Consider the following 25,145-nt stretch of genomic DNA (forward strand, 5'->3'; position numbering starts at 1 on the left):
GCGTGCTTATAACCGGCGCAGCAAGGTGAATCCCGCGGCAACTTAACAAAATCTTGCCGAGCGCCCGGGCGGAGCACTGCGCAGCGCTATAAGACTCGGCAGGAGCCCATGATGACCCTGCAAGACCTCTACGAAGAACACCGCGAACTCTTCCGCATCGGCGAGAAGCTGATCCACGTCGCGTCCTTCGATCCGCCGCACATGCAGGAACTGATCGCCGCGCGGCGCGAGATGGCGCAGGCGGTGGCGCGGCATCTCGGCAACGAGGCGCAGCTGGCATTGATGCCGCTCAGCGCGAGCACCGATCCCTATGACCGCGCGCTGGCCCGGCGCTACACCAGCGACCTCTTGTCGATGCGGCAATCCGGCATCGCGCATCTGGGGCAATGGACGATCGAGGCGATCACCGCCGATCCGCGCGAATATCGCCTCGCGGTGCGCGCCCAGATGCGCATGATGGCGGCGCGCCGCGACTGGGAAGAGGCCGAGTTCCTGCCTGCGGCGGAACGGCTGGCCTCCGGGCACAGGCCGCCGCTGCGCAAGGCGAGCTAAGCGATCGTCAGCACGATCTTGCCGATGTGATCGCCCGATTCCATCCGGCGGTGCGCGTCGGCGGCCTGTGCCAGCGGGAAAGTCGAATCGATCACCGGCTTGAGCCGCCCCTGCGCGACATGCGGCCAGACGGTGCGGGAAAGCTCGTCGGCGACCAACGTCTTGAAGCCGACGCTGCGCGGACGGAGCGTCGATCCGGTGAGGACCAGCCGCTTGCGCATCACTTCCCAGATCGGGATCGTCGCCTCGGCGCCGCGCTGGACCGCGATCGAGACGTGGCGGCCATCCTCGGCGAGGCATTTGAGGTTGCGCGGCAGATAGTCGCCGCCGATCATGTCGAGCACCACGTCGACGCCGCGACCGCCGGTGATCTCTTTCACCCGCTCGACGAAATCCTCGGTCCTGTAGTTGATCGCATCGGCGGCCCCCAGCTTGCGGGCGGCCTCGCATTTCGCGTCCGAGCCCGCAGTGACCAGCACGGTCAAATGGAACAGCCGCGCCAGCGCGATCGTCATCGTGCCGATGCCGCTGGTGCCGCCATGGACGAGGATCCAGTCGCCATCCGCGGCATAGGCGCGTTCGAAGACGTTGGTCCACACGGTGAACAAGGTCTCGGGCATCGCCGCCGCCTCGACCATCGACAAGGCAGTGGGCACGGTCAGGCACTGGCCGAGCGGCGCCACGACATACTCGGCATAGGCGCCGCCGGCGACCAACGCGCAGACCGGCTGGCCGATCATCGCGCGATCGACGTCACCACCGACGGCGACGATCTCGCCCGCGGCCTCCATGCCGAGAATCGAGGGCGCGCCGGGCGGCGGCGGATAGAGCCCCATGCGCTGCATCACTTCCGGGCGGTTGACGCCCGCGGCGGCGACCTTGATCAGCACCTCTCCTCGCCGGGTATCGGCACCGGCCGGCGCACGGGCACGAGGACTTCGGGACCTCCGGGGTTTCTGGATCGATGGCCAGCATCGTTTCGGGCACGGTCATCTTTGTCGCTCTTCGCCCTCGCCACTCGCGCGGCATCTTATTGACATCGCCTTTGCCAGGGTCAACGTTCACCACGATGGAAGCCGACGAAAACCTTCCGCGTCGCAAGGACGACCTCGCCGCCCAATTGGGCAAGCAGGACCTCGATCCGCTTTCGGTGGATGAGTTGAACGAACGCATCGCGCTGCTGGAAAGCGAAATTGCGCGGTGCAGAAGCAAAATTCAATACGCCATTAACCACCGCGCAAGCGCAGACGCTCTATTCAAGAGATGAGCGTGACGGGCACCGGATTTGGGATGATCCACCGGTGCCAGGTCGGCGATGCCCCCGGCATCGCCTGCGATATGCTGGGGGCATATCGCACCTGGAACCGGAGGATCATCGCCAATCCCTCCGGTGCCGGGCCGCTGCGCTTGATGCGGGGCCTGCCGATACCGACATTGTCGGAAACGGGCCCTCGTATCCTATCGGGCCCACTGGAGTTTAATCCGAATGCCTAGTTTCGCCTCCGCCCTCGAATCGACCCTGCACAAGGCACTGGAGGCCGCGTCCTCCCGCCGCCACGAATATGCGACGCTCGAGCATCTCCTGTTGGCGCTCGTCGATGACGAACACGCTTCCAAGGTGATGAGCGCGTGCGGCGTCGAACTGGACGACCTGCGCAACACCGTCGCGCATTATCTCGACACCGAGCTCGAGGCGCTGAAGGTCGAGCAGTCGACCGATCCCTCGCCGACCAGCGGCTTTCAGCGCGTCGTCCAGCGCGCCATTCTCCACGTCCAGTCCTCGGGCCGTGACGAAGTGACCGGCGCCAACGTGCTCGTTGCCCTGTTCAGCGAGCGCGAGAGCTATGCGGTTTATTTCCTCCAGCAGCAGGACATGAGCCGGCTCGATGCCGTGAGCTTCATCAGCCACGGCGTCGGCAAGGGTGCGACTCCGGGCGAGACTTCGACTCCCAAGGGCGCCGAGGAAGAGAAATCGCCCAAGTCCGAGACCAAATCGGGCAAGGGCGAGAGCGCGCTCAAGCAGTTCACCGTCGACCTCAACGAGAAGGCCAAGGCCGGCAAGGTCGATCCGCTGATCGGCCGCGGCCCCGAAGTCGACCGCACGATCCAGATCCTCTGCCGCCGCAGCAAGAACAACCCGCTTTATGTGGGCGATCCCGGCGTCGGCAAGACCGCGATCGCCGAGGGCCTGGCCCGGAAAATCGTCGAGGGCGACGTGCCCGACGTGCTCAAGGAAGCGGTGATCTACTCGCTCGACATGGGCGCCTTGCTCGCCGGCACGCGCTATCGCGGTGATTTCGAGGAGCGGCTCAAGCAAGTCGTCAACGAGCTCGAGAAGCTGCCCCACGCGGTCCTGTTCATCGACGAGATCCACACCGTGATCGGCGCGGGCGCGACCAGCGGCGGTGCGATGGACGCGTCGAACCTGCTCAAGCCGGCATTGTCGGGCGGCAGCATCCGTTGCATCGGCTCGACCACCTACAAGGAATTCCGCAATCACTTCGAGAAGGACCGGGCATTGCTCCGGCGCTTCCAGAAGATCGACGTCAACGAGCCGACGATCGAGGACACGATCAAGATCATCGCGGGCCTGCGGAGCGCCTTCGAAGGGCACCACCACGTCAAATACACGCCCGATGCGATCAAGTCGGCGGTGGAGCTCAGCGCGCGCTACATCAACGACCGCAAGCTGCCCGACAAGGCGATCGACGTGATCGACGAAGTCGGCGCGATGCAGATGCTGGTGGCGCCGAGCAAGCGCAAGAAAGTGATCACGCCCAAGGAAATCGAGCAGGTCATCGCGACGATGGCGCGCATTCCGGCCAAGTCGGTCTCGTCCGACGACACCCGCGTGCTCGCCAATCTCGAGACCGATCTCAAGCGCGTGGTGTTCGGGCAGGACAAGGCGATCGAGGTTCTGTCCTCGGCGATCAAGCTGTCGCGCGCCGGCTTGCGCGATCCGGACAAGCCGATCGGCAATTACCTGTTCTCGGGGCCGACCGGCGTCGGCAAGACCGAAGTCGCACGTCAGCTCGCCGAGATCCTCGGCATCCCGCTCCAGCGCTTCGACATGTCGGAGTACATGGAACGGCACAGCGTCAGCCGCCTGATCGGCGCGCCTCCGGGCTATGTCGGTTATGACCAGGGCGGGCTGCTCACCGACGCCGTCGACCAGCAGCCGCATTCGGTGCTGCTGCTCGACGAGATCGAGAAGGCGCATCCGGACCTGTTCAACATCCTGTTGCAGGTGATGGACAACGGCAAGCTCACCGATCACCACGGCAAGACGGTCGATTTCAGGAACACGATCCTGATCATGACCACCAATGCCGGCGCGTCGGACATGGCCAAGGAGTCGATCGGCTTCGGCGAAAGCACGCGCGAGGACGTCCAGGAAGAGGCCGTGAAGAAGCTCTTCACGCCCGAATTCCGCAACCGCCTCGATGCGATCGTGCCGTTCGATTATCTGCCGACCGAGGTGGTCGCGCGGGTGGTGGACAAGTTCATCCTCCAGCTCGAGCTCCAGCTGGCGGACCGCGGCGTCCACATCCAGCTCGACGACGAGTCCAAGACCTGGCTCACCGCGCGCGGCTACGACAAGCTCTATGGCGCGCGGCCGATGGGCCGCCTGATCCAGGAGAAGATCAAGCAGCCGCTCGCCGAGGAACTGCTGTTCGGCAAGCTCATCCATGGCGGCGAAGTCAATGTGAAGCTCAAGGACAATGCGCTCGTCTTCGAGACGATCCCCGCCGCGCCCAAGCCCAAGAAGGGCGGCGGCAAGAAGGCGGAGAAGGTCGCGGCGAAATAGGCTGCGGCGCGCGAAGGAAAGCGGCGGGCTCGGGGCATTCCCGGGCCCGTTTCTTTTGTGCCCCTTCCGACGCACGCGACTCGCCCCTCTTTGCCGCACCTTGTCCCGAGTGTTAGAGGGACCGCGTGGCCATGATAGACCAACCCACGGAGCGGCTGATGCCGCGGCCGACTGTCCGACCCGGCATGTTCGCGCGCCCCTTTTTCGAGGACAAGAGCCGGGCCTTCTGGATTCTCCAGGCGGCGGGGTGGAGCGGCTATCTGCTGCTGCGCACCGTCTCCTCGATCTCGAACGGCTTCTCGGTCGAAGGCATCATCAAGTCGATCATCGAGGCGATCGTCGGCTATTGCCTGACGCTGCTGCTCTCGACGCTGTACGGCTATTATCGCCGGCTGCCGCGGATCACCGGCATCCTGTTGACCCTGACCACGCTCGGCGCCGCAACCCTGATCTACGCGGTGCTCGAAGCCTTCACCTTCTCTTTCACCGCGGCCGATCCGGGCGTCACGCTCAGCCGCGTGTTCGGCTATCTCTTCCTCAACTTCACGGTGCTCGCCGGCTGGTCGGCGCTGTATTTCGGGATCAATTTCTACCTGATCGTCGAGCAGCAGATCGATCAGATGCAATTGCTCGAGAACCAGGCCTCGTCGGCGCAGCTGGCGATGCTGCGCTACCAGCTCAATCCGCATTTCCTGTTCAACACGCTCAATTCGATCTCGACCCTGGTGCTCCTCAAGCAGACCGAGCGCGCGAACGTCATGCTCAGCCGATTGTCGTCCTTCCTGCGCTACACGCTGGCGAACGAGCCGACCGCGCACGTCACGCTCAGCCAGGAGATCGAGACGCTCAAGCTCTATCTCGAGATCGAGAAGATGCGGTTCGACGAGCGGCTGCGTACCCATTTCGACATCGATCCGCGCTGTGCCAATGCGCGCCTCCCGTCGCTGCTGCTCCAGCCTTTGGTCGAAAACGCGATCAAATATGCCGTCACGCCGCAGGAGGAGGGCGCCGATATCACCGTCACGGCTCGGCTCACCGGAGAACGAGTGCAGATCGCCGTATCCGACACCGGTCCAGGATTGATCGAAAGCAAGCCACGGCCGACTCTGTCAACCGGCGTGGGGCTCGCCAATATAAGGGAGCGACTGGCGCAGGCTTTCGGGCCTGACCATCGTTTCGAAACACGAACGAAACTTGGGGAAGGTTTCAGCGTTGAGATCGAGATACCGTTCCAGCTTGAGGAACCGAACCGAGAGGCCGCATGACCATCCGTACCATCCTCGTTGACGACGAACCCTTGGCGATCCAGGGGCTCGAGCTCCGGTTGCAGGAGCATGAGGATGTCGAAATCATCGACAAATGCTCCAACGGCCGCGAGGCCATCCGCGCAATCAAGACCCACAAACCCGACCTCGTCTTCCTCGACATCCAGATGCCCGGCTTCGACGGCTTCTCCGTCGTCCAGGGGCTGATGGAAGTCGAACCGCCGCTCTTCGTGTTCGTGACTGCCTATTCGGACCACGCCATCCGCGCCTTTGAGGCGCAGGCGATGGATTATCTGATGAAGCCGGTGGAGCCTTCGCGCCTCGCCGACACGCTGGATCGCGTCCGCCAAAGGCTGACCGAGAAGCGCGGCGTCGAGGAAGTCGATCGCCTCAAGGAAGTGCTCGCCGAAGTCGCCCCCGAGACGGCCGACGAGATGGCGACCTCCGACAACACCGAGATGGCCTCGAATCGCTTCGAGAAGCTGATCAACATCAAGGATCGCGGCCAGATCTTCCGCGTCGACGTCGACACGATCGAGCGGATCGACGCCGCCGGCGATTACATGTGCATCTATACCGGCGACAACACGCTGATCCTGCGCGAGACGATGAAGGATCTCGAAAAGCGGCTCGATCCGCGGCGCTTCCAGCGCGTCCACCGCTCGACGATCGTCAATCTCGACCTCGTCCGCCAGGTCAAGCCGCACACCAACGGCGAATGCTTCCTCGTCCTCGATTCGGGCGCATCGGTGAAGGTCAGCCGCTCGTATCGCGACGTGGTGGCGCGCTTCGTTCACTAGGATTTCCCGTCATCCCGGTGAGAGCCGGGATGACGTCGAGGAGGTCTCCCCGTTCGCGCGCATTGATCGCAAGGAACGGATTGCCTGACGAGATACGCCCGACTAGAACATTTCACGAACGGAATGGGAGATCGGGAATGTCGAAGTTCGAGACTTTCGCAGCGCTGCACGTACCGGGCAACCCGCTCATCCTGTTCAACGTCTGGGATGCAGGCTCGGCCAAGGTAGCCGCGCGGGCGGGCGCGAAAGCGATCGCCACCGGCAGCGCTTCGGTCGCCACTGCGCATGGGGTGAGCGACGCCGAGGGGTTGCCGCTCGCACTGGCGCTCGCCAATGCCGAACGCATCGTAGCGGGGGTGGAAGTGCCGGTGACGATCGATTTCGAGGGCGGCTACGCCGTCGAGGAGGAAGCGCTCGCCGGCAACATGGCCGCGCTCGCCGCCACGGGTGCCGTGGGCTGCAATTTCGAGGATCAGGTGATCGGCGGCGAAGGCATCCACCCGATCCACATGCAGGCGCAGCGGATCGCGGCGGCGCGGCGCGGCGCGGGGCCGGACTTCTTCATCAATGCACGAACCGACATCTTCCTGCAGGCCAAGCCCGACACGCATGATCAGGCCAAGGCGGATGCCGCGATCGAACGCGCGCGCGCCTATGCGGAGGCCGGCGCGAGCGGCTTCTTCGTGCCGGGGCTGGCGAACCTCGAGCTGCTTGCAAAGGTCTGCGCCGCCTCGCCGCTGCCGGTGAACTTCATGGCCTTTCCGGGCGCGCCTTCCGCCAAAGCGGTCGCCGAGACCGGAATCGCGCGGATCAGCCACGGACCCTTTCCGCACATGCTCGCGCTCAAGGCCTTCGAAGACGCGGCACGGGAAGCTTTCAGCGAATAACCAATCCTCCCCGGGAACCAGGGGAGGATTTTGAAACCCATGAATTTCTCTCATGGCTCCGCCGAGATTTGATCCTTTGCGCATCTCCCTTCCACAGCGGCATCAAGTGCCGGAAGGGAGATCAACTATGGACAGACGCAAATTCCTTTGGGCCAGCGGTTGCGCAGTCGCGGCGGCTTCGGCGGCACCGGCGATCGGCAGGAATGCCCCCGGTCGCTTCGGGCCGGAGTTCCGCAAGGCCATCCTCGCCGTCGAGCAGGCGAGCGGCGGGCGTCTCGGCCTGACGGTGATCGACACCGGCTCGGGCGAGCGCTTCGATTGGCGCGCCGCCGAGCGTTTCCCGATGTGCAGCACCTTCAAGTTCGCGCTGGGGGCTGTGATCCTCAAGCAGGTCGAACACGAGAAAGAGCGGCTCGATCGCCGCATCGCCGTGGCGGCCGCCGATATCGTCAGCAACTCGCCTTTCTCCGAAAAGCATGTCGGCGGCACCGCGAGCGTCGGCGAGCTCTGTCACGCCACGATCACCGTGAGCGACAATAGCGCCGCCAACCTCCTGCTCCGCACGATCGGCGGCCCGGCGGGGTTCACGCGTCGCCTGCGCGCGTTCGGCGATCCGGCGACGCGACTCGATCGCTGGGAGACGGACATGGGCGAGGCAAAGCCCGGTGACGTCCGCGACACCACGACGCCGCAGGCGATGGCCGATCTCGCCCGGCATCTGGTGCTCGGCAAGGCGCTCGCCCCGGTCGGCCGCGCGCAGCTGACCGAATGGATGAAAGCCACCCAGACCAGTGGCACGATGCTCCGCGCGGGGCTGCCGAAGGATTGGGCGGTCGCCGACAAGACCGGCTCGGGCGGCTTCGGCACCAACAATCTGGTGGGTATCGTCTGGCCGACCGGCCGCGCGCCGCTGGTAGTGGCGGGCTATGTCACCGGCAGCACATTGGAATACGAGGAACGCCGCGCCCTCCACGCCCGCATCGGCCGCGCGATTGCGGCGGCGATCGGGTAAATCGCTCCCTCCCTGCTTGCAGGGAGGGGCAGAAGTGGGTGCACGCGTCTGCGCGCTCAAGAGACTCAAAAAGCGCCGGACGAGGCATCGAGCCTCGCCGGCGCTACCCACTCCTGACCCCTCCCTTGCAGGGAGGGGAATAACCTCAGCCCTCGGCGTCTTCCGCCGGGGCCTCTCCGGCAGGCCGCTCGAACCACGCCTCGACCGGGCCGATCAGCTTGATCGTCAGCGGCTGGCCCTTGCGGTCCATCTTCTTGCCGAGCGCGGCGCGGATCCAGCCTTCGGAGATGCTGTACTCCTCGACATCGTGACGTTCGACGCCCTTGAAGCGGATGCCGATGCCCCGCTCGAGCAGCTCACGCTGGAAAAAGGGGCTCTTCGGATTGACCGACAGGCGGTCGGGAGGAGTATCGCTCATGGCCGCGCCCTTTGCCGCTATTGCGCGACGCTTTCAAGATAACGGTGGATCGCCGAGACTACGACCGATCCTTCCCCCACCCCGGATGCGACACGTTTGACCGATCCCGAACGGACGTCGCCGACCGCGAAGATGCCGTGCGCGGAGGAGCAGAAGAAGGTCTCGCCCGAGCCTGTCTTGACGAATCCCGCCTGGTCCAGCTCGACGCAGCCGTCGAGCCAGTCGGTGTTGGGCTGGGCGCCGATCATCACGAACAGCGCCCCCACGTCGTGCCGCTGGCTCTCGCCGCTCTGGCGATGCGTCCAGGTCAGCGCCTTCAGATGCTTCTCGCCTTCGAGCTCGGTCACTTCGGTGAACGGATGCAGCGTGATCTTGTCCGAAGCCTCGATCCGCTCGATCAGATAGCGCGACATCGTCGCCGCGAGCCCCGCCCCGCGCACGAGCATGTGGACGTGGCCGGCGGTGCGCGAGAGGTAGATCGCCGCCTGCCCCGCCGAATTGCCGCCGCCGATCACCACCGCGGTCTGCGCGGCGCAGAGCCCGGCCTCCATCGCCGTCGCGGCGTAATAGATGCCGTTGCCCTCGAGCTCGGGATAAAGCGGCAGATCGAGCTTGCGGTAGCGCGCGCCGGTCGCGACCACCACGGCGTGCGCCTTCAAGGTCGCGCCGTCGTCGAGCCGGATCGTATAGGGCGTCGCGTCGCAATCGATCCCCGCGGCACTCCGCGAAACGAGCAGCCGCGCCCCGAATTTCTGCGCCTGGACCTGCGCCCGGCCGGCGAGCGCCTGCCCCGAGATGCCGGTCGGGAAGCCGAGGTAATTCTCAATCTTCGAGCTCGTCCCCGCTTGCCCGCCGGGCGCGATCGATTCGATCACGATCGTGTCGAGCCCTTCGGACGCGGCGTAAACCGCCGACGCGAGTCCGGCCGGCCCGGCGCCGACCACGGCGACGTCATGGACGTGATCGGGATCGACTGCGGAGGCGAGCCCCAGCGCGTCGGCGAGCTGGGCGTTGCTCGGATTGCGCAGCGCACGCCCTTCCGCGACCACCACCGGCAGATCGGCATCGCTCAGCGCGAAACATTCCATGAAGCCCGCGGCATCGGCATCGCGCTCGGTATCGATCCGGCGGTGCGGCAGTGCGTTCCGCGAGAGGAAGGTCTCGATCCGCGCAGTATCGGCGGCATGCGCGGGGCCGACCAGCGCCACGCCCGCGGTGCCGTGGAGCAGCATGCCCACCCGGCGCAGGATGAAGGCGCGCATGACGATCTCGCCGATATCGGGCTCGGCCGCCATCATCCGCCGGAATTCGGCACGCCCGACGCGCACCACCCGCGTCTCGCCGCGCGCGCGGCCGGTCACCAGGATGGTGCGATCATTGAACAAGTCGAGCTCGCCGGTGAACTGGCGCGGGACATGCGCGTGCACCACGCACTCGTGCCCACTCACATCGGTGTCGAAGATCTCGATCGCGCCATCGAGGCAGAGGAAGAAATCGACGCTGCGATCGCCGCGGCGGAACAGCAAGGCGCCGTCCGCCAGCGTCTCCTCCGCGCCGAACGCCGCCACCCGGGCGGACATTTCCCCGGACAGCGAGGGAAAGGTCTGCGCCTCGCGTGCATAAGGATCGGAAGGATCGGGTCGTTGCGGCAGCGAATCATGTCCCATGCCGCCAGTCTAGCGCCTTCGCCGCACATGCGAAGAGCGGCGCGGACCGAAGCCCGCGCAGCCCGTCTCACCGTTCACCCGGATCAGCGGCAGTAGCGCACGCGCACCGGCTGATCGAGATAGGGATCCCAGACCCGGCGGGTATGGCAGCGGTCCCAGCCGCGGTAACGGCGCTCATAGTCGCGATAATAATAACCATCGACCGGATAATAGCCGCGATCGCGATAGTAACGGCGGTCGTAATCATAGCGGCGATCATAGTCGTAGCGACGATCATAGCGGTCGCCGCCGGCGAGCGCCGCGCCGATCGCGAGACCGGCGATGCCCGCGACGATCGCGGTGCCGGTGTCGTCGCGATGATGATAGCGGCGGTAGCGCTGGGCTTCGGCGGTGGGGGCGACCGCAGTCAGCACACTGGCGCCGAGGACCGTACCGAGCACCGCCTTCTTGATGAGATTGGCCATGTGTTCCTCCTCCAATACGAGGCGCCGGGGCTCGAAAACACGCGATTCGCGGCGCTTGAGTCGGAGGTTTAACGCCCCGCGGCTGAACTGGTTCGGAATCGGGTGTTCAGCCGCGGTTTAGGCGGCAAGGGCCTGCCCCCGATATCTGCAATGACCGTGACGGAGCGAATTTCGGCGCACAGGGAGGAATGAGGAGGGAGCGATGCGGTGTTCATCGTGACCGACGAATGACGTGGCTGTGTGCCGAAATTCGCCCGCCGCTTCGCGGTCGTCCGGAGACGAACGCTGGTCTGCGTCAGCTCACTTGCACGGGCCACCAGCCCGCACTGCGCGAGCTTCCTTGCCAGCGCCCGTCTCCGGGCGATCCCGGTCATTGCAGATATCGGGGGCAGACCCTAACGGGTTCCGATGGCTTACTGGCTCCTCCGCTCCGAACCCGATGCCTATTCGTGGGACGACCTCGTCCGCGACGGTGCCACCGAATGGAATGGCGTGCGCAACTATACCGCGCGCAATTTCCTGAAGGACATGCAGCCCGGCGACCGCGCCTTCTTCTATCATTCGAATACCGAAAAGGCGGTGGTCGGCGTGATGGAGATCACCCGCGCCTGGCAGCCCGACGGCGATGACGGCAAATGGGCCAGCGTCGCGGTCAAGCCGGTCGAGAAGCTCAAAAAGCCGGTGCCGCTCCCCGACATCAAGACCGAACCGCGGCTCAAGGAGCTCGAGATGCTGCGCCAGTCACGGCTGTCGGTCACGCCGGTGCGCGACCGGGAGTGGAAGGCGCTGCTGGAGATGGGCGAAGGTTGAGCGCAAGCCGCGGGAAGCATCTGCCGGCCCGGTGCGGCATGGTCCTTCCAACGAAAGGACATTGCCATGACCGACAAGTTCAAGACGATCCCCTCCCCGTCGGCGCGCTCACCCTGGTGGCGAGCGATGCCGGGCTGATTGCAATCCTCTGGGAGAATGACCGCCCCGGCCGCGTGCGGCTCGGCGCGCTCGAGGAAGCGCCCGACCATCCGGTGCTCACCGAGACCGAACGGCAGCTCGATGCTTACTTCGCGGGCGAGCGGACCCGATTCGACCTGCCGCTCGATTTCCGCGGCACCGATTTCCAGAAGAGCGTATGGGCCGCATTGCTGACGATCCCGCATGGCGAGACGCGCAGCTATGGCGAGATCGCCCGCCAGATCGGCCGGCCGAGCGCGTCGCGCGCAGTAGGCGCGGCGAACGGGCGGAACCCGATCTCCATCGTCGCTCCCTGCCACCGGGTGATCGGCACCAACGGCGCATTGACCGGCTTCGCCGGCGGACTGGAAGCGAAGGAACTGCTGCTCGGGATCGAGCGAAAGGTCAGCGAAGCTTAGGGCGCGCGCGCGACGGATTGGGGATATGCTTCACCGGCCAACTCGTTACAGACGATACCAACTGAGAGATTCCGGAGAGCCCCATGACCGACGAGACCGAAGCCGAGCTGACCGGCGCCGCCCCGCGCCGCCGCCCCAAGGCGAGCGTCGAAAAGATCGGCGGCCGCAAGCTCAAGCCGTCGACGATGATGATGGGCCATGGCTATGATCCGGTGCTGTCGGAAGGGTCGCTGAAGCCGCCGATCTTCCTGACCTCGACCTTCGTCTTCCCCAGCGCCGCCGCGGGCAAGCGCCACTTCGAAGGCGTCACCGGCAAGCGCCCGGGCGGCGCCGACGGGCTCGTCTATTCGCGGTTCAACGGCCCCAATCAGGAGATCCTCGAAGACCGCCTCGGCATCTGGGAAGGCGCCGAGGACGCGCTCGCTTTCTCCAGCGGCATGTCGGCGATCGCCACTTTGTTCCTGTCGATGGTCAAGCCGGGCGACACGATCGTCCATTCGGGCCCGCTCTACGCCGCCACCGAGACGCTGATCGCACGCATCCTCGGCCGCTTCGGCGTCCATTGGCTCGATTTCCCGGCCGGGGCGACGCGCGAGGAGATCGACGCGGTGCTGTCGAAGGCCGCATCGGGCAACGTCGCCCTGATCTACCTCGAATCGCCCGCCAACCCGACCAACGCCTTGGTCGACGTCGAAGCCGTCGCCGCCAGCCGCGATGCGATCTTCAAGGGCGCGAAGCCCCCGATTGCGATCGACAACACCTTTCTCGGGCCGCTCTGGGCCCAGCCGCTCAAGCAGGGTGCCGACATCGTCGTCTATTCGCTCACCAAATATGCCGGCGGCCATTCGGACCTCGTCGCCGGCGGCGTGCTTGGCAACAAGGAGCACATCAACACGATCCGGCTGATGCGCAACACCATCGGCACGATCTGCGATCCCCACACCGCGTGGATGCTGTTGCGATCGCTGGAGACGCTCGAGCTCCGCATGAGCCGCGCGGGCGAGAACGCCGTGAAGGTCTGCGAATTCCTCCGCACGCACCCCAAGGTCGAACATGTCGGCTATCTGGGATTCCTCGAGGAAGGCTCCCGCCAGGCCGACATCTACAACCGCCACTGCACCGGCGCGGGCTCGACCTTCTCGCTCTATCTCAAGGGAGGAGAGAAGGAGGCCTTCGCCTTTCTCGACAGCCTCAAGATCGCCAAGCTCGCAGTCAGCCTCGGCGGCACCGAGACGCTCGCGAGCCACCCCGCCGGAATGACCCATCTCTCGGTGCCCGAGGCACGCAAACAGGCGCTGGGGATCACCGACAATCTCGTCCGCATCTCGATCGGCGTCGAGGATGCCGATGACCTGATCTCGGACTTCGAGGAAGCGCTGAAGGCGGTCTAGCGCGCCACGCCCCTTCCTTGCGCCTCGCCGGCCACGGGTTCATGATCCGGATGGGGCCAGAGTATCGCGGTCTCGGAGTTCCTCCAGGAGGCTTCGCGATGACCTATCTTCGTTCGGCGCTGGCCGCGCTCGCGCTCGGCGCGTGCGCGTTCTCCGCAACGGCGTCCGCTCAGGTCGGCAACATCGACAATCGCCTGAAAGCCCTTGAGAGCAGCGCGCGCGTGCAGGCGGCCTTCACCTCGGCATCGGCGATCGTGCTCGGCCGCAAACCCGCGGAAAACGACATCCTGATCTACCTCACGCTGATGGTCTCGCCCGAATATGGCATGGCACAGCAAGTCACCGACGAAGTGAAATTCATCGACGCCGTGAACTTTCTCAAGGTGGCGATCGCCAAGCCGCAAGGGGCAGCGCTTCGCGCCGAGGCGATCGACAACGCCTTTGTCGAAGTCCATGGCCGCCCTTCGACTCCGCTCGAGCAGGCAACCTGGGACGCCCAGGTCAAGTTGGGCAAAGCCTGGTTCGCGCCGATCGTGACCAAGGAACGCGCCAAACTCAACGCCGCCCCCGCCGAGCGTCAGGAAGCCATCCGCCGTGTCTACGAATTTGCCGAGGGCCGCATGCCCATGCCGGGCGACCGCGATTTCTGGGGCAAGCGCACGGAGGATTATACCGAGATGGTCGCCGCCGAACGCAAGTGGCTCCATACGCCGGCCGGCGCCAACGAACTGGTCGAAGTCGCGAAGCGTGCCTGGTTCGCCGCGCATGGCGCGGCGCCGTTGAGCTTCCAGCTCAAGGCGGCGCTGATCAAGGCGGCCGAGGGCAAATTGGTCTATGCCGAGTTGTCCAAGGCGATCTGACTCCTCAGCCCCAGAGCCTCTCCCGATACGCCTCGAAGCAGCGCGCACCACACTTCAGCCGGATCAGCGCACCCTCGGCCATCGCGGTCGCCCGCGCCGGATCCTCCTCCACCGCGGGACGGATCGCCTCCTTGTTCCATTCGATGCTGTGCTTGATGTCGAGCACCGCATGGACCGAGAAATAGCGCCGCTCCTTGGCCGAAAAGCCGAGCCGCTCAAGCCCGTCCGCCACCAGCGCCGAGCGTCCCGGCGCAGTCAGCTCGATCGCGCCCAGCGCACCCACCGAATGCCAGGCATAACGGCGGTTGGTCGCCATCGCCGTCATCGCATTGGCGAGCGCGAGGCTCTCCCACACGGTGTTCTCGATGACGGGGTTCACCTTGAGCGTTTCGACCAGCGCGTCGAGCATCGGGCCGTGCATGCCCTTGAACGTGCCGTGCCCCATCTCGTCCCAATAATTGCGCGCGAGCTCGAGCTTGGGCCGGACGGGAAGCTTGACCTGCGTCATCGCGACCAGATCGTCGAACCCGGCCTCGCCCGCCGCTTCCTGCTCGAAGAACCAGCGGAACTCGTCGATGCTCGCTTCATCGGCCAGCCAGGGGAACAGCGGGTCGCCCTGTCCCGGCCCGGAATTCTTCAGCTCCTCGAACCACGCGATAAAGCCTTCGACATCCGTCGGCGCCTGCGCCGCTTCGTCGATCACCTCGGCGCGCAGCTCTTCGACGAAGCCGCCTTCCAGCCGCTGCATCCTGATGTCGCGCTCGAAAGTACGGCTCCAGTCTTCGCTCGGGAAGCCAGGTTCCAGCCGCTCGCGATTCCAGTGCGCGAGCCCACGTTGAAAGCTGTCGGTTAGGAATTGCGAGCCCGCATGATTTGCGAAGCCGCTCGGACGTGTTGCCATGTTGCTATATTCTCCTGCCGGCGTTCCAACCGGCAGGCAGCGCGGATTGTTCCCGTCGCGGCGGTTTTCAGGCGCGCAACATGCTGGAATTTAACCCAAATCAATCACCCGACAAGCGGCTCGTCCATCGCCTCGTCCAGCCGCCGCAGATCGGCGCCGCGCGTCTCGCGCCCGAACCACGCTACCAGCCCCAGCGCGATCAGGGTCGGCACCATGATCGCGATCGCGGCCCAGCCCATCGCCGGCACCAGAGCGGTGATCGACAGCAATTGCGCGAGCACGCCGCCCCCTTGGTGCATGCCGCCACCCAGCCGGTCGCGCGGCCGCGCACGCGCAGCGGGAAGCTCTCCGCGGTATAGGGCAGCAGGATCGCGATGATCCCGTTCGATCCGACGATCAGCAGCGCCACTGGCAGCACCGGCGATCCGCTGCCGCTCAGTTCGAGCCACATCACGCCCACCAGCCCGAGCAAGGTGATGCCGATCACCGTGACGAGCGACCATTTGGTGCTCCACCGGCTGTAGATGAACGCGCAGACGAACACCGTCGGGAAGGCGATCAGCGCCGATGCCGCGAGCAGCTTGCTCGACACCGCGACCGAATAGCCCTTGCTCACCAGATCGGCGGGGAGCCAGAGCAGCAGTCCGAAATTGATCAACCCCCAGGCGATCGCGGCGATCGACAGCGCCGCCAGCTTGCCGATCAGCTTGGCGCCGGTGAGCGGCACATGCGCCTTCGCGGCCGACTCCGCCGCCTTGGGCGCCACCACCTTCTTCACGGTCGATCCGAACCGCGCCATCACCGCCGCGGCCTCGGCACGCCGCCCGCGCGCGAGCAGGAACTTGGCTGATTCGGGAATGAACACGCCGAGCACCACGAGCAGCAGCCCGGTCGGCAGGTTGAGCAGCCACAGGATCCGCCACCCGAAGATCGGCTGGAGCAATGCCGATGCGCCGCTCGCCGCGAAATAGCCGCCGACTGCGCCGAGCCCGCCGACCAGCACGAGGCTCCAGCCGCGATGCTTGCTCGGCATCATTTCGGCGAGCAGCGCGTAGGTGACCGGCAGCATGCCCCCGGCCGCCGCGCCCATCATGAAGCACATACCGATATTCCACGCCAGGCTGGGCATCGCGCCGCAGATAGACGTGCCGACGAACATCACCGCCGAGAGCAGGATCGATGCCTTGCGGCCGTAAATGTCGGCCAGGATGCCCCACACCACCGACCCCGTCACCGTGCCGAGCAAAGCGAAGAAGGGCACGAGCGACACGGTCGCTTTGGGCACGCCATATTCCACGATCATGCCCGGCACGGTGAACCCCAGTGCCGCGGGCTTCATGATGTCGATGATCAGGGCGACGACGAGCACCGCCATCAGCCCCCAATGCGCCGGCCCCAAATGTGCGTCCTCGGGCGCGGCGATCTCGAAGCTCTCGCTCGCCGCCCGGTGCGCCGCGACGTCGCGCGGGAGCAGGCCGTATGCGGCGACGAGGCAGCCGATGATGATCAGCCCCATGCCGGCGACCATGTCCCAGCCCATCGGCATGCCGGCGAGCATGAAGTGCATGCTCTTGCCCATCATGAACATCGGGATGTGCATCAGCACCCCTGCGGTGACCGCCGCGCAGCCGAGCACGAAGATCCAGGCCCCGCGCCGATCGGATAGAACACTGCTCAATTGCACGACCGCACCCCCAAGACTTCCCCCGCCCCATTTGTCTGTGTTAGCGCTAACTTATGCAAACGCCGGAGCAAATCCGGGCATAGAGGAGAGCGACGTGAAGGGCAAAATCGGGCGCCGGCTGTTGGGTGCGTGTCTTCTGGCGAGCGCAGCGGGGTTGGCGCCTCCGGCCGCCGCGCAAACCGATCTCCGGCTGAACGAGGCCGGCTATTTCGAAGCGCGCGGCGTCAACGTCCTCGTCTTCTCCAACTGGTATGACGGCCTGTTCGCCGATTCGAAGATCAGCGGCGTCGAGATCGTCCAGCAGGGCGAGCGCACCGCGACCAACGGCGATGTCCGCCTCTCCGCCACGCCGGGTCAATGGGACCCGATCGGCCGGATGGTGAAGCGCGAGGTCGATGCGAAGACCGGCGCAATCGAGGCGCTGCTCGAATATCCCGAATACAAGTTCCAGTACCGGATCCGCGCCGAGCGCCGCGCCGACGGTGTCCATGTCGCGGTGATCCTCGACCAGCCCTTGCCCGCCGCGCTCGCCGGCAAGGCCGGCTTCAACCTGGAATTCCTGCCCTCGGCCTATTTCCACAAGAGCTTCCTCGCCGACGGCAAGCCCGGTGCCTTCCCGCTCTATCCTGCCGGCGACATGGTCGCAGGCGGCGAGCGCAACGCCGCAAGCGGACGCGACATCGGGCCCGGCGCCGAACCGCTGCCGATGGCGTCTGGCCGCACTTTGGTCTTCGCTCCGGAGGATCCCGCGCGCCGCGTGACGGTACGCACCGACACCGGCAGCCTCGAACTGTTCGACGGCCGCAACCAGGCGCAGAACGGCTGGTTCGTGCTGCGCAGCCTGCTGCCCGCGAACAAGACCGGACGCGTCGTCGAATGGACGCTCAGCCCCAACAGCGTCCCCGGCTGGCTGCGTGACCCGGTGATCGGCCATTCGCAGCTCGGCTATACGCCCGCGCAGGCCAAGACCGCGGTGATCGAACTGGACGCCAATGCCAGGCCCGCCGGTCCCGCGAAGCTCTTCGGCATCGACGAGACCGGCAAAACAGCGGTGGCGCTCTCCGGCACGCCCAAAGCCTGGGGCAAATATCTCCGCTACAATTACCTGACCTTCGATTTCACCAGCGTCCGCCAGCCCGGCCTCTACAGCCTCGAATATGCCGGCAAGCGCACCGCCAGCTTCCGCATCGATCCCGCAATCTATGCTGACGCCTGGCATCCCAGCCTCGACGTCTATCTGCCCGTCCAGATGGACCATATGCTGGTCAACGAAGCCTACCGCATCTGGCACGGCGACAGCCACCGCGACGATGCGCGGCAGGCGCCGACCGACCACGAACATGTCGATCTCTACCGCCAGGGCCCCACCACCGACACGAAGTACAAGCCCGGCGGGCATATCCCCGGCCTCAATGTCGGCGGTTGGCTCGACGCCGGCGATTTCGACATCCGCACCCAGACCCAATATGCCGTCGTCCGCACGCTGGTCGGCATCTGGGAAGACCATAAGCCGACGCGCGACCAGACGCTCGTCGATCAGGATCTCCGCCGCGTCGAGATGCACGTCCCCGACGGCAAGCCGGACATTCTCCAGCAGATCGAGCACGGCGTACGCTATCTCGCCTCGATGTACGACGCGGTCGGCTATGCGGTGCACGGCGTGGTCGAGCCCGATGTCGCGCAATATACCCATCTCGGCGACGCCGCGTCGAAGACCGACGGGCTGATCTACGATCTCGACCTCAAGTTCGGCGAGCGCAAGGGCGATCGCAGCGGGACCCCCGACGATCGCTGGGTGTTCACCAGCAAGTCGAGCGCACTCAATTACGGCTCGGCCGCGGCGCTGGCGGCATCGAGCCGGGCGCTCCGCGGCTATGACGACGCGCTGGCCGACAGGGCGCTCAAGCTGGCACGCGACGTCTGGGCCGAGGAGCATAGCCACGCCCCGAACATCTTCAGCCATGGCAACACCACCGGCGGCTGGCTGCCCGGCGAGGAATTCGCCGCGGCGGTCGAGTTGCTCGCGACGACGAAGGACCCGCAATATGCCGCGCGGATCGCCGAGCTCTGGCCCGAGATCGCGCCGCGTTTCGGCCAATATGCCGAGACGGCGCTGCAGGCTCTCCCTTCATGGACGCGGCCTATCGCAGCAATGTCGAGGCCGCGGTGCGCAAGCTCAAGGCGAGCGCCACGCCCTTCACCGGCGCCAATCCCTATGGCGTCCCGATCACCACCGGCGGCTGGGCGGGCAATGGCCTGGTGATCCAGGTCGGCCTCATCGACTATGCGATCCACAAGGCCTTTCCCGCGCTGAGCGACGGCCGGCAAGTGTTCCGCGCGCTCGACTATCTCCACGGCACGCATCCGGGATCGGACATCTCGTTCGTATCCGGGGTGGGCACGCGATCGAAGGAAGTCGCCTATGGCAACAACCGCGCCGACTTCTCGTTCATCGCCGGCGGCGTCGTCCCGGGCGCCCTGATCCTCAAGCCCGATCTGCCCGAGAACAGCGAGAACTGGCCGTTCTTCTGGGGCGAGAACGAATACGTCGTGAACATGAGCCCCAGCTATATCGCGCTCGTGCAGGCCGCGATCGATCTGGGGAAGCGCTAATCCTCGTCATCCCGGCTTTCGCCGGGATGACGGTAGAAAGTCGCGCGAAGCCATGCTTTAACCCGCCCCCATGCCCAGTAGCTTTAGCCGCGCCCTCGCCGCGCTCGCCGCTTTGTCGCTCACCGCCGCACCGCTCGCCGCCCAGACCACGTACGAAAGCGTCGACCCGTTCATCGGCACCGGCGGCGAGGGCCATACCTTCCCGGAGCCGTCGCTCCATTCGGCATGGTCCAGCTGAGCCCCGACACCGACACCGGCTGCGTGATCCGCGAATGCTATGGCCATGCCGCCGGCTATCGGCATGACGATCCGACGATCCAGGGCTTCTCGCACACCCATTTCTCGGGCGCCGGCCATTCGGATCTCGGCGACTTCCTCGTCATGCCCGCGGCCGGCGAGAGCGTGCCGCTCGAACCCGGCGATCCGAAGACCCCCGGCTCGGGCTATCGCTCGCGCTTCAGCCACGACACCGAGACCGCGCAGCCCGGCTATTACGGCGTCACCCTCGCTGATCCGGGCATCCGTGCCGAGATGACCGCCGGCATCCGCGTCGGCGTGCATCGCTATGCCTTCCCCGCCGGCGCGCCCGCGCATCTGATCGTCGATCTGCGCAGCGCGCTCTACAATTATCCGGGCAAGACGCTCTGGTCGTCGATCCGCATCCGCCCCGACGGCACGATCACCGGCGCGCGCGAGACGCGCGGCTGGGCGCCCGCACGGAAACTCTTCTTCGCGATGCGCCCCTCCGCCCCCTGACGTCCCACGCCTTCCTCAACCGCGAGGAGAAGGTGGAGTATAAGGGCTTCCAGGGTCCTGGCCGCGGCCGCGACGATGTCGACCAGCTCGCGGGCCGCGCGCTCGTCGCCCGGCTCGATTTCGGCAAGCTCGACAAGCCGCTCGAACTCAAGGTCGCGCTGTCGAGCGTCGATGAGGACAATGCGATCGCCAATCTCGATACCGAGCGCGGCAATTTCGACGCCGTCCGGGCGAAGACCCGGGCCGCATGGGAACAGGCGCTCGGCGCGATCGAGATCGAGGTGCCCGCCGCGACGAAGACGATGGTCTCAACCGCGCTCTATCACGCATTGATGGCGCCGAGCGTCTTCTCGGATGCCGACGGCCGCTATCGCGGTCCAGACGATCAGGTCCACAAGGCCGAGGGTTTCACCTTCCACTCGACCTTCTCGCTCTGGGATACTTTCCGCGCCGAGCATCCTTTGCTGCTGCTCGTCCAGCCCGAACGCCGCAATGCCGACTTCGTCCAGTCGCTGCTCGCGAGCCAGAAGGAGAGCCCTTTCGGCATTCTCCCCATCTGGCAATTCCACGGCCGCGAAACCTGGACAATGATCGGCTATCACGCCGTCCCGGTGATCGCCGATGCCTATCTGAAGGGCGTGCGCGGCTTCGACGCAAACGCGGCGCTGGACGCGATGGTCAAGAGCGCGAGCTACGGCCCCTATGGCGGGCTCGACCACTATATGAAGCTCGGCTACGTCCCCATCGACAAGGAGCCCGAAGCCGCGTCGAAAACCGTCGAATACGCTTATGACGACTGGACCATCGCCCGCATGGCCCGCGCGCTCGGCAAGGACGATGTCGCCGCCGCCTTCGAGAAGCGTTCGGCAAACTGGCGCAACAGCTTCGACGCGAAAACCGGCTTCCTGCGCGCACGCAAGGCCGACGGGAGCTTCCGCGTTCCGTTCGATCCCACCGCGATCAACTACGGATCGGATTATACCGAGGGCAATGCGTGGCAATATTCATGGTTCGTGCCTCACGACCAGGCCGCGATGTTCGCCCTGCTCGGCGGCGACCAGGCGGCGGTGAAGAAACTCGACGCGATGTTCGACTTCGATAATTCGAAGATCGACTACAGCCATGCCGAGGACATTGCCGGGCTGATCGGCCAGTATATCCACGGCAACGAGCCCAGCCACCACGTCGCCTATCTCTACAATTTCGCCGGCCAGCCCTGGCGAACGCAGGAGCGGCTCAAGCAGATCGTCGAGAGCCAGTACAAGACCGGCCCCGAAGGCCTGTCGGGCAATGACGATCTCGGCCAGATGTCATCCTGGCTCGTCTTCACCTCGCTCGGCTTCTACCCGGTCGCGCCGGGATCGAACCAGTATGTGCTCGGCCGCCCCTTCGTGAACCGCGCCGCGCTCAGCCTGCCCGATGGCAAGCGCTTCGTTGTGCTGGCGGATGGCCTGTCGGACGCCAATCGCTATGTCGGCAAGGTCACGCTCAACGGGAAACCGCTGGCGCGCAGCTATATCACCCACGACGAACTCACCGCCGGGGGCGAGCTGCACTTCACGATGCAGGCAAACCCCAACAAGAGCTGGGCCACTTCCCGCGCCGCACGCCCCTTCTCGACGAGCATGGGGCGTTAAGCGACACGCGAATGGCTGATTTCCGGGCGATTTTGCTGAAGGCCGTGGCCAGAGTCAGCCAAATCGCCACCGCTGAAGGCCCGGTCCCGACAGGCTAAGGCAGGGTGTCGGAGCCGGCAGCCTCAGCGCCGGACAATACCGATCTCCCTATCGCCGCCACGTCCGATGGCGCGGCGAACAGACCTTCGATATCGCGCACCATCCGGCGGGCAACCATCACCGAACCCTGCTGGGTCAGATGGCCATAGTCGAACTGCACCGGCACGCCAGGGGCCGCCCATAGCTGGCACTCCGGTGCGCACACCGCGTGGTACATCGAGAAATAGGGGACGCCGGCAGCCTTGCTCGCCGCAGCCAATCGCGCGTCGACATTGGCGATCTCCTTCGCGCGATGCTTCTCGATCGGCTCGCCCCGATCGATCTGCATCGCCAGCAGCCGCGGCAGCGGCTGGTCATATTCGACGATCGGGCCGGAGACGAGCACGTGCGGCGCCAATCGTTGCAGCGCCTTGACGGTCTCCGCCACTTTGGACACGTCCCCGTCCAGCCAGCGTGCCGAGACGATGATGACGTCCGGCCTGACCTTGGCGATATATTCGTCGAAGGCATGATGCATCAGCGTCAGGCACTGCGCCGCGCCTCTGCTGTGGAGCAGCGGCTTGCATCCCGAAGCCGTGGCCTGGAGCACCTGCATGCCCGGCAGCGCCTGCTTCAGTCCGTAATAAAGATGTGCGGCATGACTGTCGCCGATGATCAGCACGCGCGGCTTGTCTCCACTCGCCGCCAGGCATTCGTCGGCCTGGTAATCGGCGAAGCTGTGCTTGGTGGTAAGGAAGCAGGTGCCGGTGCGCATCATCGCGGTTCGGCCGGTCCGCTCACCATAAGCGAGCACGCCGCGCGCCTCCGCCGAAATGGGATAGAAATAGGCGTTCACGGAAGCGAGCGCGAGCACCGCGGCGGCGCAGGCCGCCATCGCCGCCGTGCCGCGGGCGACGACCGCGCCGGAACTCAGCTTGAACGGCCGGCGGAAAGGCTGCTCGACGAACTTCCACGAGATCGTTGCCGCGGCGATCGAGGCGATCAGGAGCGCCGCGCGCTCCACATTGTCGAGCCGGCTGTCGAGATGACGGTAGAAGACGATGATCGGCCAGTGCCAGAGATAGAGCGAGTAGGAGATCAGGCCGATGAAGCGCATCGGCCAGAGTGACAGCACGCGCCCGGCGATCGTCGTCCAGCCGGTGCCGCACAGTAATACCAATGCGGTGCCCACGCAGGGGATCAGCGCCCACGCGCCGGGGAAGAGGGTCGCCTTGTTGAAGAAGAGGGCGGAATAGCCGATCATCGCGAGGCCCAGCACCGCGCCGGCCTCCGCCTGCCATTGCTTGCGCGGCGCGGGAATCGCTCCGATTGCCAGCAGGGAGCCGAGAGCCAGTTCCCAGGTGCGGAAGGGGATCAAATAGAATGCGCCGCTCGCGTCGCGCGAGACCATCCACACCGACGCGACGAAGCTGGCGATCGTCAGCCCCCAGACGATCTGGCGGCGGCGCGTTTCGCCGATGCTCCGGGTGAAGAAGATGAGCAACGGGAAGAAGACGTAGAACTGCTCTTCGACCGAGAGCGACCAGGTGTGAAGCAGCGGGTTGCTGTCCAGGCCACCGTCGAAATAGTCGCTCTGGCTGTAGAACAGGACGTTGGATACGAAGAAGATCGACGCGATGATCGACTGCGCCACTTCAGCGGCCTGATCCGACATCAACAGCACGCAGGCCGCTGCCATGACGGCCAGATAAAGAACGAATAGCGCCGGGAAGATGCGCTTTATTCGCCTCTTATAGAAGTCGAGCAGCGCCGCTCCCGGCGTGCCCGTCTCGCTGAGCAACGTCTGGGTGATGAGGAAACCCGAGATCACGAAGAACACGTCGACCCCGACGAAACCGCCGGAGAACAGGCTGGTGCCGAGGTGGAAGATGACGACCGGGATTACGGCTATGGTCCGCAATCCGTCGATGTCCGCGCGGTACAGCTTCGCCATTAGGTGATACGCCCCTTTTGCGCATACTGCAGCGCAGCAAGCCTAACGGAACGGACCGAGCTAGAGCAATGGCGGCTCGGCGCGGGCTTGCCCCGGCTCGCCGTGGAACGGGTCAGTGGCAGGGATCTATGGCTGTTTGACAACCGCGCTGACGGACTGGGAAGCGGTCATCCATCATGCGGCGCTGTACGCGCATAATGTTGTCAGGTCGCTCTCCGGGCCGTCAACGCGCCGATATGCTCAGTTCGCCGGCTTGTGGCTGCCCGTCACGATCGCGTCGAATTTGGCTTTGGGCATGTTGATCAGCAGCCCCTTGTTGTTCTTGGCGAGCGAGGCGAATTCCACTTCGATCTTGCCACCCGGGCTGACGATCACCGCGAACCCCATGCCCACCCTCTCGATCGAGCCGATCACGACGCCCTTCGAATCCCGCACTTCGCTGCCCGGCGTGACATCCTCCGGAGACACGGGGACCGGGCGTAGCGATCTGGTCGGGCCCGCGGCGCGGCCGGCGACGTCGTCTCGCATCCGGTTGAAGTCGGAATCGCGCGTGTCGGGGCCGCGAGTTTCGGGTGGCGGCGGAGGCGCCGACGGGGCAGGATTACCGGACACCTGGGCATGCGCTGCACCCGCAAGTGTCAGTGCGACAGTCATAGCCGCCAATTCGAGCACACGCATCCAGCCCCTCCTGTTTTTTGCGATGGTATCGCTAACAAGCGCGTGGGGCAATTGCTTCCCCGCATGACGGAACCTGGCATTGCTCCTTACCTGCCAACGGTGATGGCGGACCTTCTTAGCCTCTCCCCTTCAGGGGAGGGGTTGGGGTGGGGCAGTGCCCCAAGCGTAAGTCTCAGTGAGACGGGCAGGCCCCACCCCCAACCCCTCCCCTGAAGGGGAGGGGCTTGGCCCGTTACATCATCGGCAAATCGACGCCCGCAATCGCCCGCTTGCAATGTAGGATTTCGTCTGCTTGGCTCGCGGTGTCGGACTATGCGCCGCCGCTCTTTGACTCGTCCGCAACTTGTCTCCAT

Annotated in this window: 20 protein-coding genes and 2 pseudogenes; 14 read left to right on the forward strand and 8 right to left on the reverse strand. The window is 65.4% G+C overall.

From position 1 onward, the window contains the following. Positions 1–111 precede the first annotated feature (111 nt). The gene (locus tag PIB19_RS11590) at positions 112–552 is read left to right on the forward strand and encodes a hypothetical protein (protein WP_271237481.1); all 441 of its coding nucleotides are present in this window, start codon (positions 112–114) and stop codon (positions 550–552) included. Here PIB19_RS11590 and PIB19_RS11595 read toward each other — a convergent pair. Further along, positions 549–1,545 (reverse strand): annotated as a pseudogene (locus PIB19_RS11595) (NAD(P)H-quinone oxidoreductase). The gene PIB19_RS11590 and the pseudogene PIB19_RS11595 sit on opposite strands and share 4 nt — an antisense overlap. A gap of 76 nt (positions 1,546–1,621) precedes the next feature. Between PIB19_RS11595 and PIB19_RS11600 the strand changes: the two are divergent. From PIB19_RS11600 to bla, 6 genes are all read left to right on the forward strand, one after another. Then, positions 1,622–1,819, forward strand: a complete 198-nt coding sequence (locus tag PIB19_RS11600; protein WP_271237482.1) for a DUF1192 domain-containing protein — start codon at positions 1,622–1,624, stop codon at positions 1,817–1,819. Between the two features lie 219 nt (positions 1,820–2,038). Then, entirely contained in the window at positions 2,039–4,360 is a 2,322-nt protein-coding gene (gene clpA, locus PIB19_RS11605; protein ID WP_271237483.1) for an ATP-dependent Clp protease ATP-binding subunit ClpA, read from the forward strand. A gap of 158 nt (positions 4,361–4,518) precedes the next feature. Next, the gene (locus tag PIB19_RS11610; protein WP_271237484.1) at positions 4,519–5,625 is read left to right on the forward strand and encodes a sensor histidine kinase; all 1,107 of its coding nucleotides are present in this window, start codon (positions 4,519–4,521) and stop codon (positions 5,623–5,625) included. Continuing rightward, entirely contained in the window at positions 5,622–6,425 is an 804-nt protein-coding gene (locus PIB19_RS11615) for a LytR/AlgR family response regulator transcription factor (RefSeq protein ID WP_271237485.1), read from the forward strand. Before PIB19_RS11610 ends, PIB19_RS11615 begins: the two co-directional genes overlap by 4 nt. A 137-nt stretch (positions 6,426–6,562) precedes the next feature. Then, positions 6,563–7,312: an isocitrate lyase/PEP mutase family protein gene (locus tag PIB19_RS11620; RefSeq protein ID WP_271237486.1), complete on the forward strand. Its 750-nt coding sequence runs from the start codon at positions 6,563–6,565 to the stop codon at positions 7,310–7,312. A gap of 127 nt (positions 7,313–7,439) precedes the next feature. Beyond that, complete coding sequence (bla, locus tag PIB19_RS11625; RefSeq protein ID WP_271237487.1) at positions 7,440–8,324, forward strand: class A beta-lactamase; 885 nt, start codon at positions 7,440–7,442, stop codon at positions 8,322–8,324. 145 nt (positions 8,325–8,469) lie between these two features. Here bla and PIB19_RS11630 read toward each other — a convergent pair whose 3' ends face one another. From PIB19_RS11630 to PIB19_RS11640, 3 genes are all read right to left on the reverse strand, one after another. Continuing rightward, positions 8,470–8,742 (reverse strand): DUF3297 family protein, encoded by a 273-nt coding sequence (locus PIB19_RS11630; protein WP_271237488.1) that lies wholly within the window; start codon positions 8,740–8,742, stop codon positions 8,470–8,472. Between the two features lie 17 nt (positions 8,743–8,759). Beyond that, complete coding sequence (locus tag PIB19_RS11635; protein WP_271237489.1) at positions 8,760–10,409, reverse strand: FAD-dependent oxidoreductase; 1,650 nt, start codon at positions 10,407–10,409, stop codon at positions 8,760–8,762. 83 nt (positions 10,410–10,492) lie between these two features. Next, the gene (locus PIB19_RS11640) at positions 10,493–10,873 is read right to left on the reverse strand and encodes a hypothetical protein (RefSeq protein ID WP_271237490.1); all 381 of its coding nucleotides are present in this window, start codon (positions 10,871–10,873) and stop codon (positions 10,493–10,495) included. 408 nt (positions 10,874–11,281) lie between these two features. On the opposite strand from PIB19_RS11640, the gene PIB19_RS11645 reads away from it, so the two are divergent. From PIB19_RS11645 to PIB19_RS11660, 4 genes are all read left to right on the forward strand, one after another. Continuing rightward, entirely contained in the window at positions 11,282–11,683 is a 402-nt protein-coding gene (locus PIB19_RS11645; RefSeq protein ID WP_271237491.1) for an EVE domain-containing protein, read from the forward strand. Positions 11,684–11,721: 38 nt separating this feature from the next. Then, positions 11,722–12,240 carry a methylated-DNA--[protein]-cysteine S-methyltransferase gene (locus tag PIB19_RS11650; RefSeq protein ID WP_271237492.1) on the forward strand — a complete coding sequence of 173 codons (519 nt, stop codon included), beginning with the start codon at positions 11,722–11,724 and terminating at the stop codon, positions 12,238–12,240. A gap of 83 nt (positions 12,241–12,323) precedes the next feature. Further along, complete coding sequence (locus PIB19_RS11655) at positions 12,324–13,631, forward strand: cystathionine gamma-synthase family protein (protein WP_271237493.1); 1,308 nt, start codon at positions 12,324–12,326, stop codon at positions 13,629–13,631. 98 nt (positions 13,632–13,729) lie between these two features. Beyond that, entirely contained in the window at positions 13,730–14,491 is a 762-nt protein-coding gene (locus PIB19_RS11660) for a hypothetical protein (protein WP_271237494.1), read from the forward strand. A gap of 4 nt (positions 14,492–14,495) precedes the next feature. On the opposite strand, the gene PIB19_RS11665 is transcribed toward PIB19_RS11660, so the two are convergent. Together PIB19_RS11665 and PIB19_RS11670 are read right to left on the reverse strand one after the other, a co-directional pair. Then, a complete protein-coding gene (locus tag PIB19_RS11665; RefSeq protein WP_271237495.1) occupies positions 14,496–15,392 on the reverse strand; it encodes an iron-containing redox enzyme family protein in 897 nt (298 codons plus the stop codon). 199 nt (positions 15,393–15,591) lie between these two features. Next, the gene (locus tag PIB19_RS11670; protein ID WP_271237496.1) at positions 15,592–17,076 is read right to left on the reverse strand and encodes an MFS transporter; all 1,485 of its coding nucleotides are present in this window, start codon (positions 17,074–17,076) and stop codon (positions 15,592–15,594) included. A gap of 94 nt (positions 17,077–17,170) precedes the next feature. Between PIB19_RS11670 and PIB19_RS11675 the strand changes: the two genes are divergently transcribed. The 3 genes and pseudogenes from PIB19_RS11675 (at position 17,171) to PIB19_RS11685 (ending at position 22,082) form a co-directional block, all read left to right on the forward strand. Beyond that, the gene (locus tag PIB19_RS11675) at positions 17,171–19,339 is read left to right on the forward strand and encodes a glycoside hydrolase family 9 protein (protein ID WP_271237497.1); all 2,169 of its coding nucleotides are present in this window, start codon (positions 17,171–17,173) and stop codon (positions 19,337–19,339) included. Then, the gene (locus PIB19_RS11680) at positions 19,243–19,689 is read left to right on the forward strand and encodes a hypothetical protein (protein WP_271237498.1); all 447 of its coding nucleotides are present in this window, start codon (positions 19,243–19,245) and stop codon (positions 19,687–19,689) included. The genes PIB19_RS11675 and PIB19_RS11680 overlap by 97 nt, the downstream gene beginning before the upstream one ends. A gap of 70 nt (positions 19,690–19,759) precedes the next feature. Then, positions 19,760–22,082, forward strand: a pseudogene (locus PIB19_RS11685) (GH92 family glycosyl hydrolase). A 94-nt stretch (positions 22,083–22,176) separates the two neighbouring features. Here the strand turns inward: PIB19_RS11685 and PIB19_RS11690 are convergent. Then, on the reverse strand, positions 22,177–24,114 hold the full coding sequence (locus PIB19_RS11690; RefSeq protein WP_271237499.1) for an acyltransferase family protein: 1,938 nt from the start codon (positions 24,112–24,114) through the stop codon (positions 22,177–22,179). 240 nt (positions 24,115–24,354) lie between these two features. Next, positions 24,355–24,642, reverse strand: a complete 288-nt coding sequence (locus tag PIB19_RS11695) for a hypothetical protein (protein WP_271237500.1) — start codon at positions 24,640–24,642, stop codon at positions 24,355–24,357. Positions 24,643–25,145 lie beyond the last annotated feature (503 nt).

Origin of the sequence: Sphingomonas sp. 7/4-4, from assembly GCF_027941955.1 — a bacterium.
GTDB lineage: Bacteria > Pseudomonadota > Alphaproteobacteria > Sphingomonadales > Sphingomonadaceae > Sphingomonas.

Bases quoted from the DNA above. Each gene is read 5' to 3' on its own strand.
- PIB19_RS11590 (WP_271237481.1), top strand. From the start codon at position 112: ATGACCCTGCAAGACCTCTACGAAGAACACCGCGAACTCTTCCGCATC.
- PIB19_RS11600 (WP_271237482.1), top strand. From the start codon at position 1,622: ATGGAAGCCGACGAAAACCTTCCGCGTCGCAAGGACGACCTCGCCGCC.
- clpA (WP_271237483.1), top strand. From the start codon at position 2,039: ATGCCTAGTTTCGCCTCCGCCCTCGAATCGACCCTGCACAAGGCACTG.
- PIB19_RS11610 (WP_271237484.1), top strand. From the start codon at position 4,519: ATGCCGCGGCCGACTGTCCGACCCGGCATGTTCGCGCGCCCCTTTTTC.
- PIB19_RS11615 (WP_271237485.1), top strand. From the start codon at position 5,622: ATGACCATCCGTACCATCCTCGTTGACGACGAACCCTTGGCGATCCAG.
- PIB19_RS11620 (WP_271237486.1), top strand. From the start codon at position 6,563: ATGTCGAAGTTCGAGACTTTCGCAGCGCTGCACGTACCGGGCAACCCG.
- bla (WP_271237487.1), top strand. From the start codon at position 7,440: ATGGACAGACGCAAATTCCTTTGGGCCAGCGGTTGCGCAGTCGCGGCG.
- PIB19_RS11630 (WP_271237488.1), bottom strand. From the start codon at position 8,742: ATGAGCGATACTCCTCCCGACCGCCTGTCGGTCAATCCGAAGAGCCCC.
- PIB19_RS11635 (WP_271237489.1), bottom strand. From the start codon at position 10,409: ATGGGACATGATTCGCTGCCGCAACGACCCGATCCTTCCGATCCTTAT.
- PIB19_RS11640 (WP_271237490.1), bottom strand. From the start codon at position 10,873: ATGGCCAATCTCATCAAGAAGGCGGTGCTCGGTACGGTCCTCGGCGCC.
- PIB19_RS11645 (WP_271237491.1), top strand. From the start codon at position 11,282: ATGGCTTACTGGCTCCTCCGCTCCGAACCCGATGCCTATTCGTGGGAC.
- PIB19_RS11650 (WP_271237492.1), top strand. From the start codon at position 11,722: ATGGTCCTTCCAACGAAAGGACATTGCCATGACCGACAAGTTCAAGAC.
- PIB19_RS11655 (WP_271237493.1), top strand. From the start codon at position 12,324: ATGACCGACGAGACCGAAGCCGAGCTGACCGGCGCCGCCCCGCGCCGC.
- PIB19_RS11660 (WP_271237494.1), top strand. From the start codon at position 13,730: ATGACCTATCTTCGTTCGGCGCTGGCCGCGCTCGCGCTCGGCGCGTGC.
- PIB19_RS11665 (WP_271237495.1), bottom strand. From the start codon at position 15,392: ATGGCAACACGTCCGAGCGGCTTCGCAAATCATGCGGGCTCGCAATTC.
- PIB19_RS11690 (WP_271237499.1), bottom strand. From the start codon at position 24,114: ATGGCGAAGCTGTACCGCGCGGACATCGACGGATTGCGGACCATAGCC.
- PIB19_RS11695 (WP_271237500.1), bottom strand. From the start codon at position 24,642: ATGCGAGACGACGTCGCCGGCCGCGCCGCGGGCCCGACCAGATCGCTA.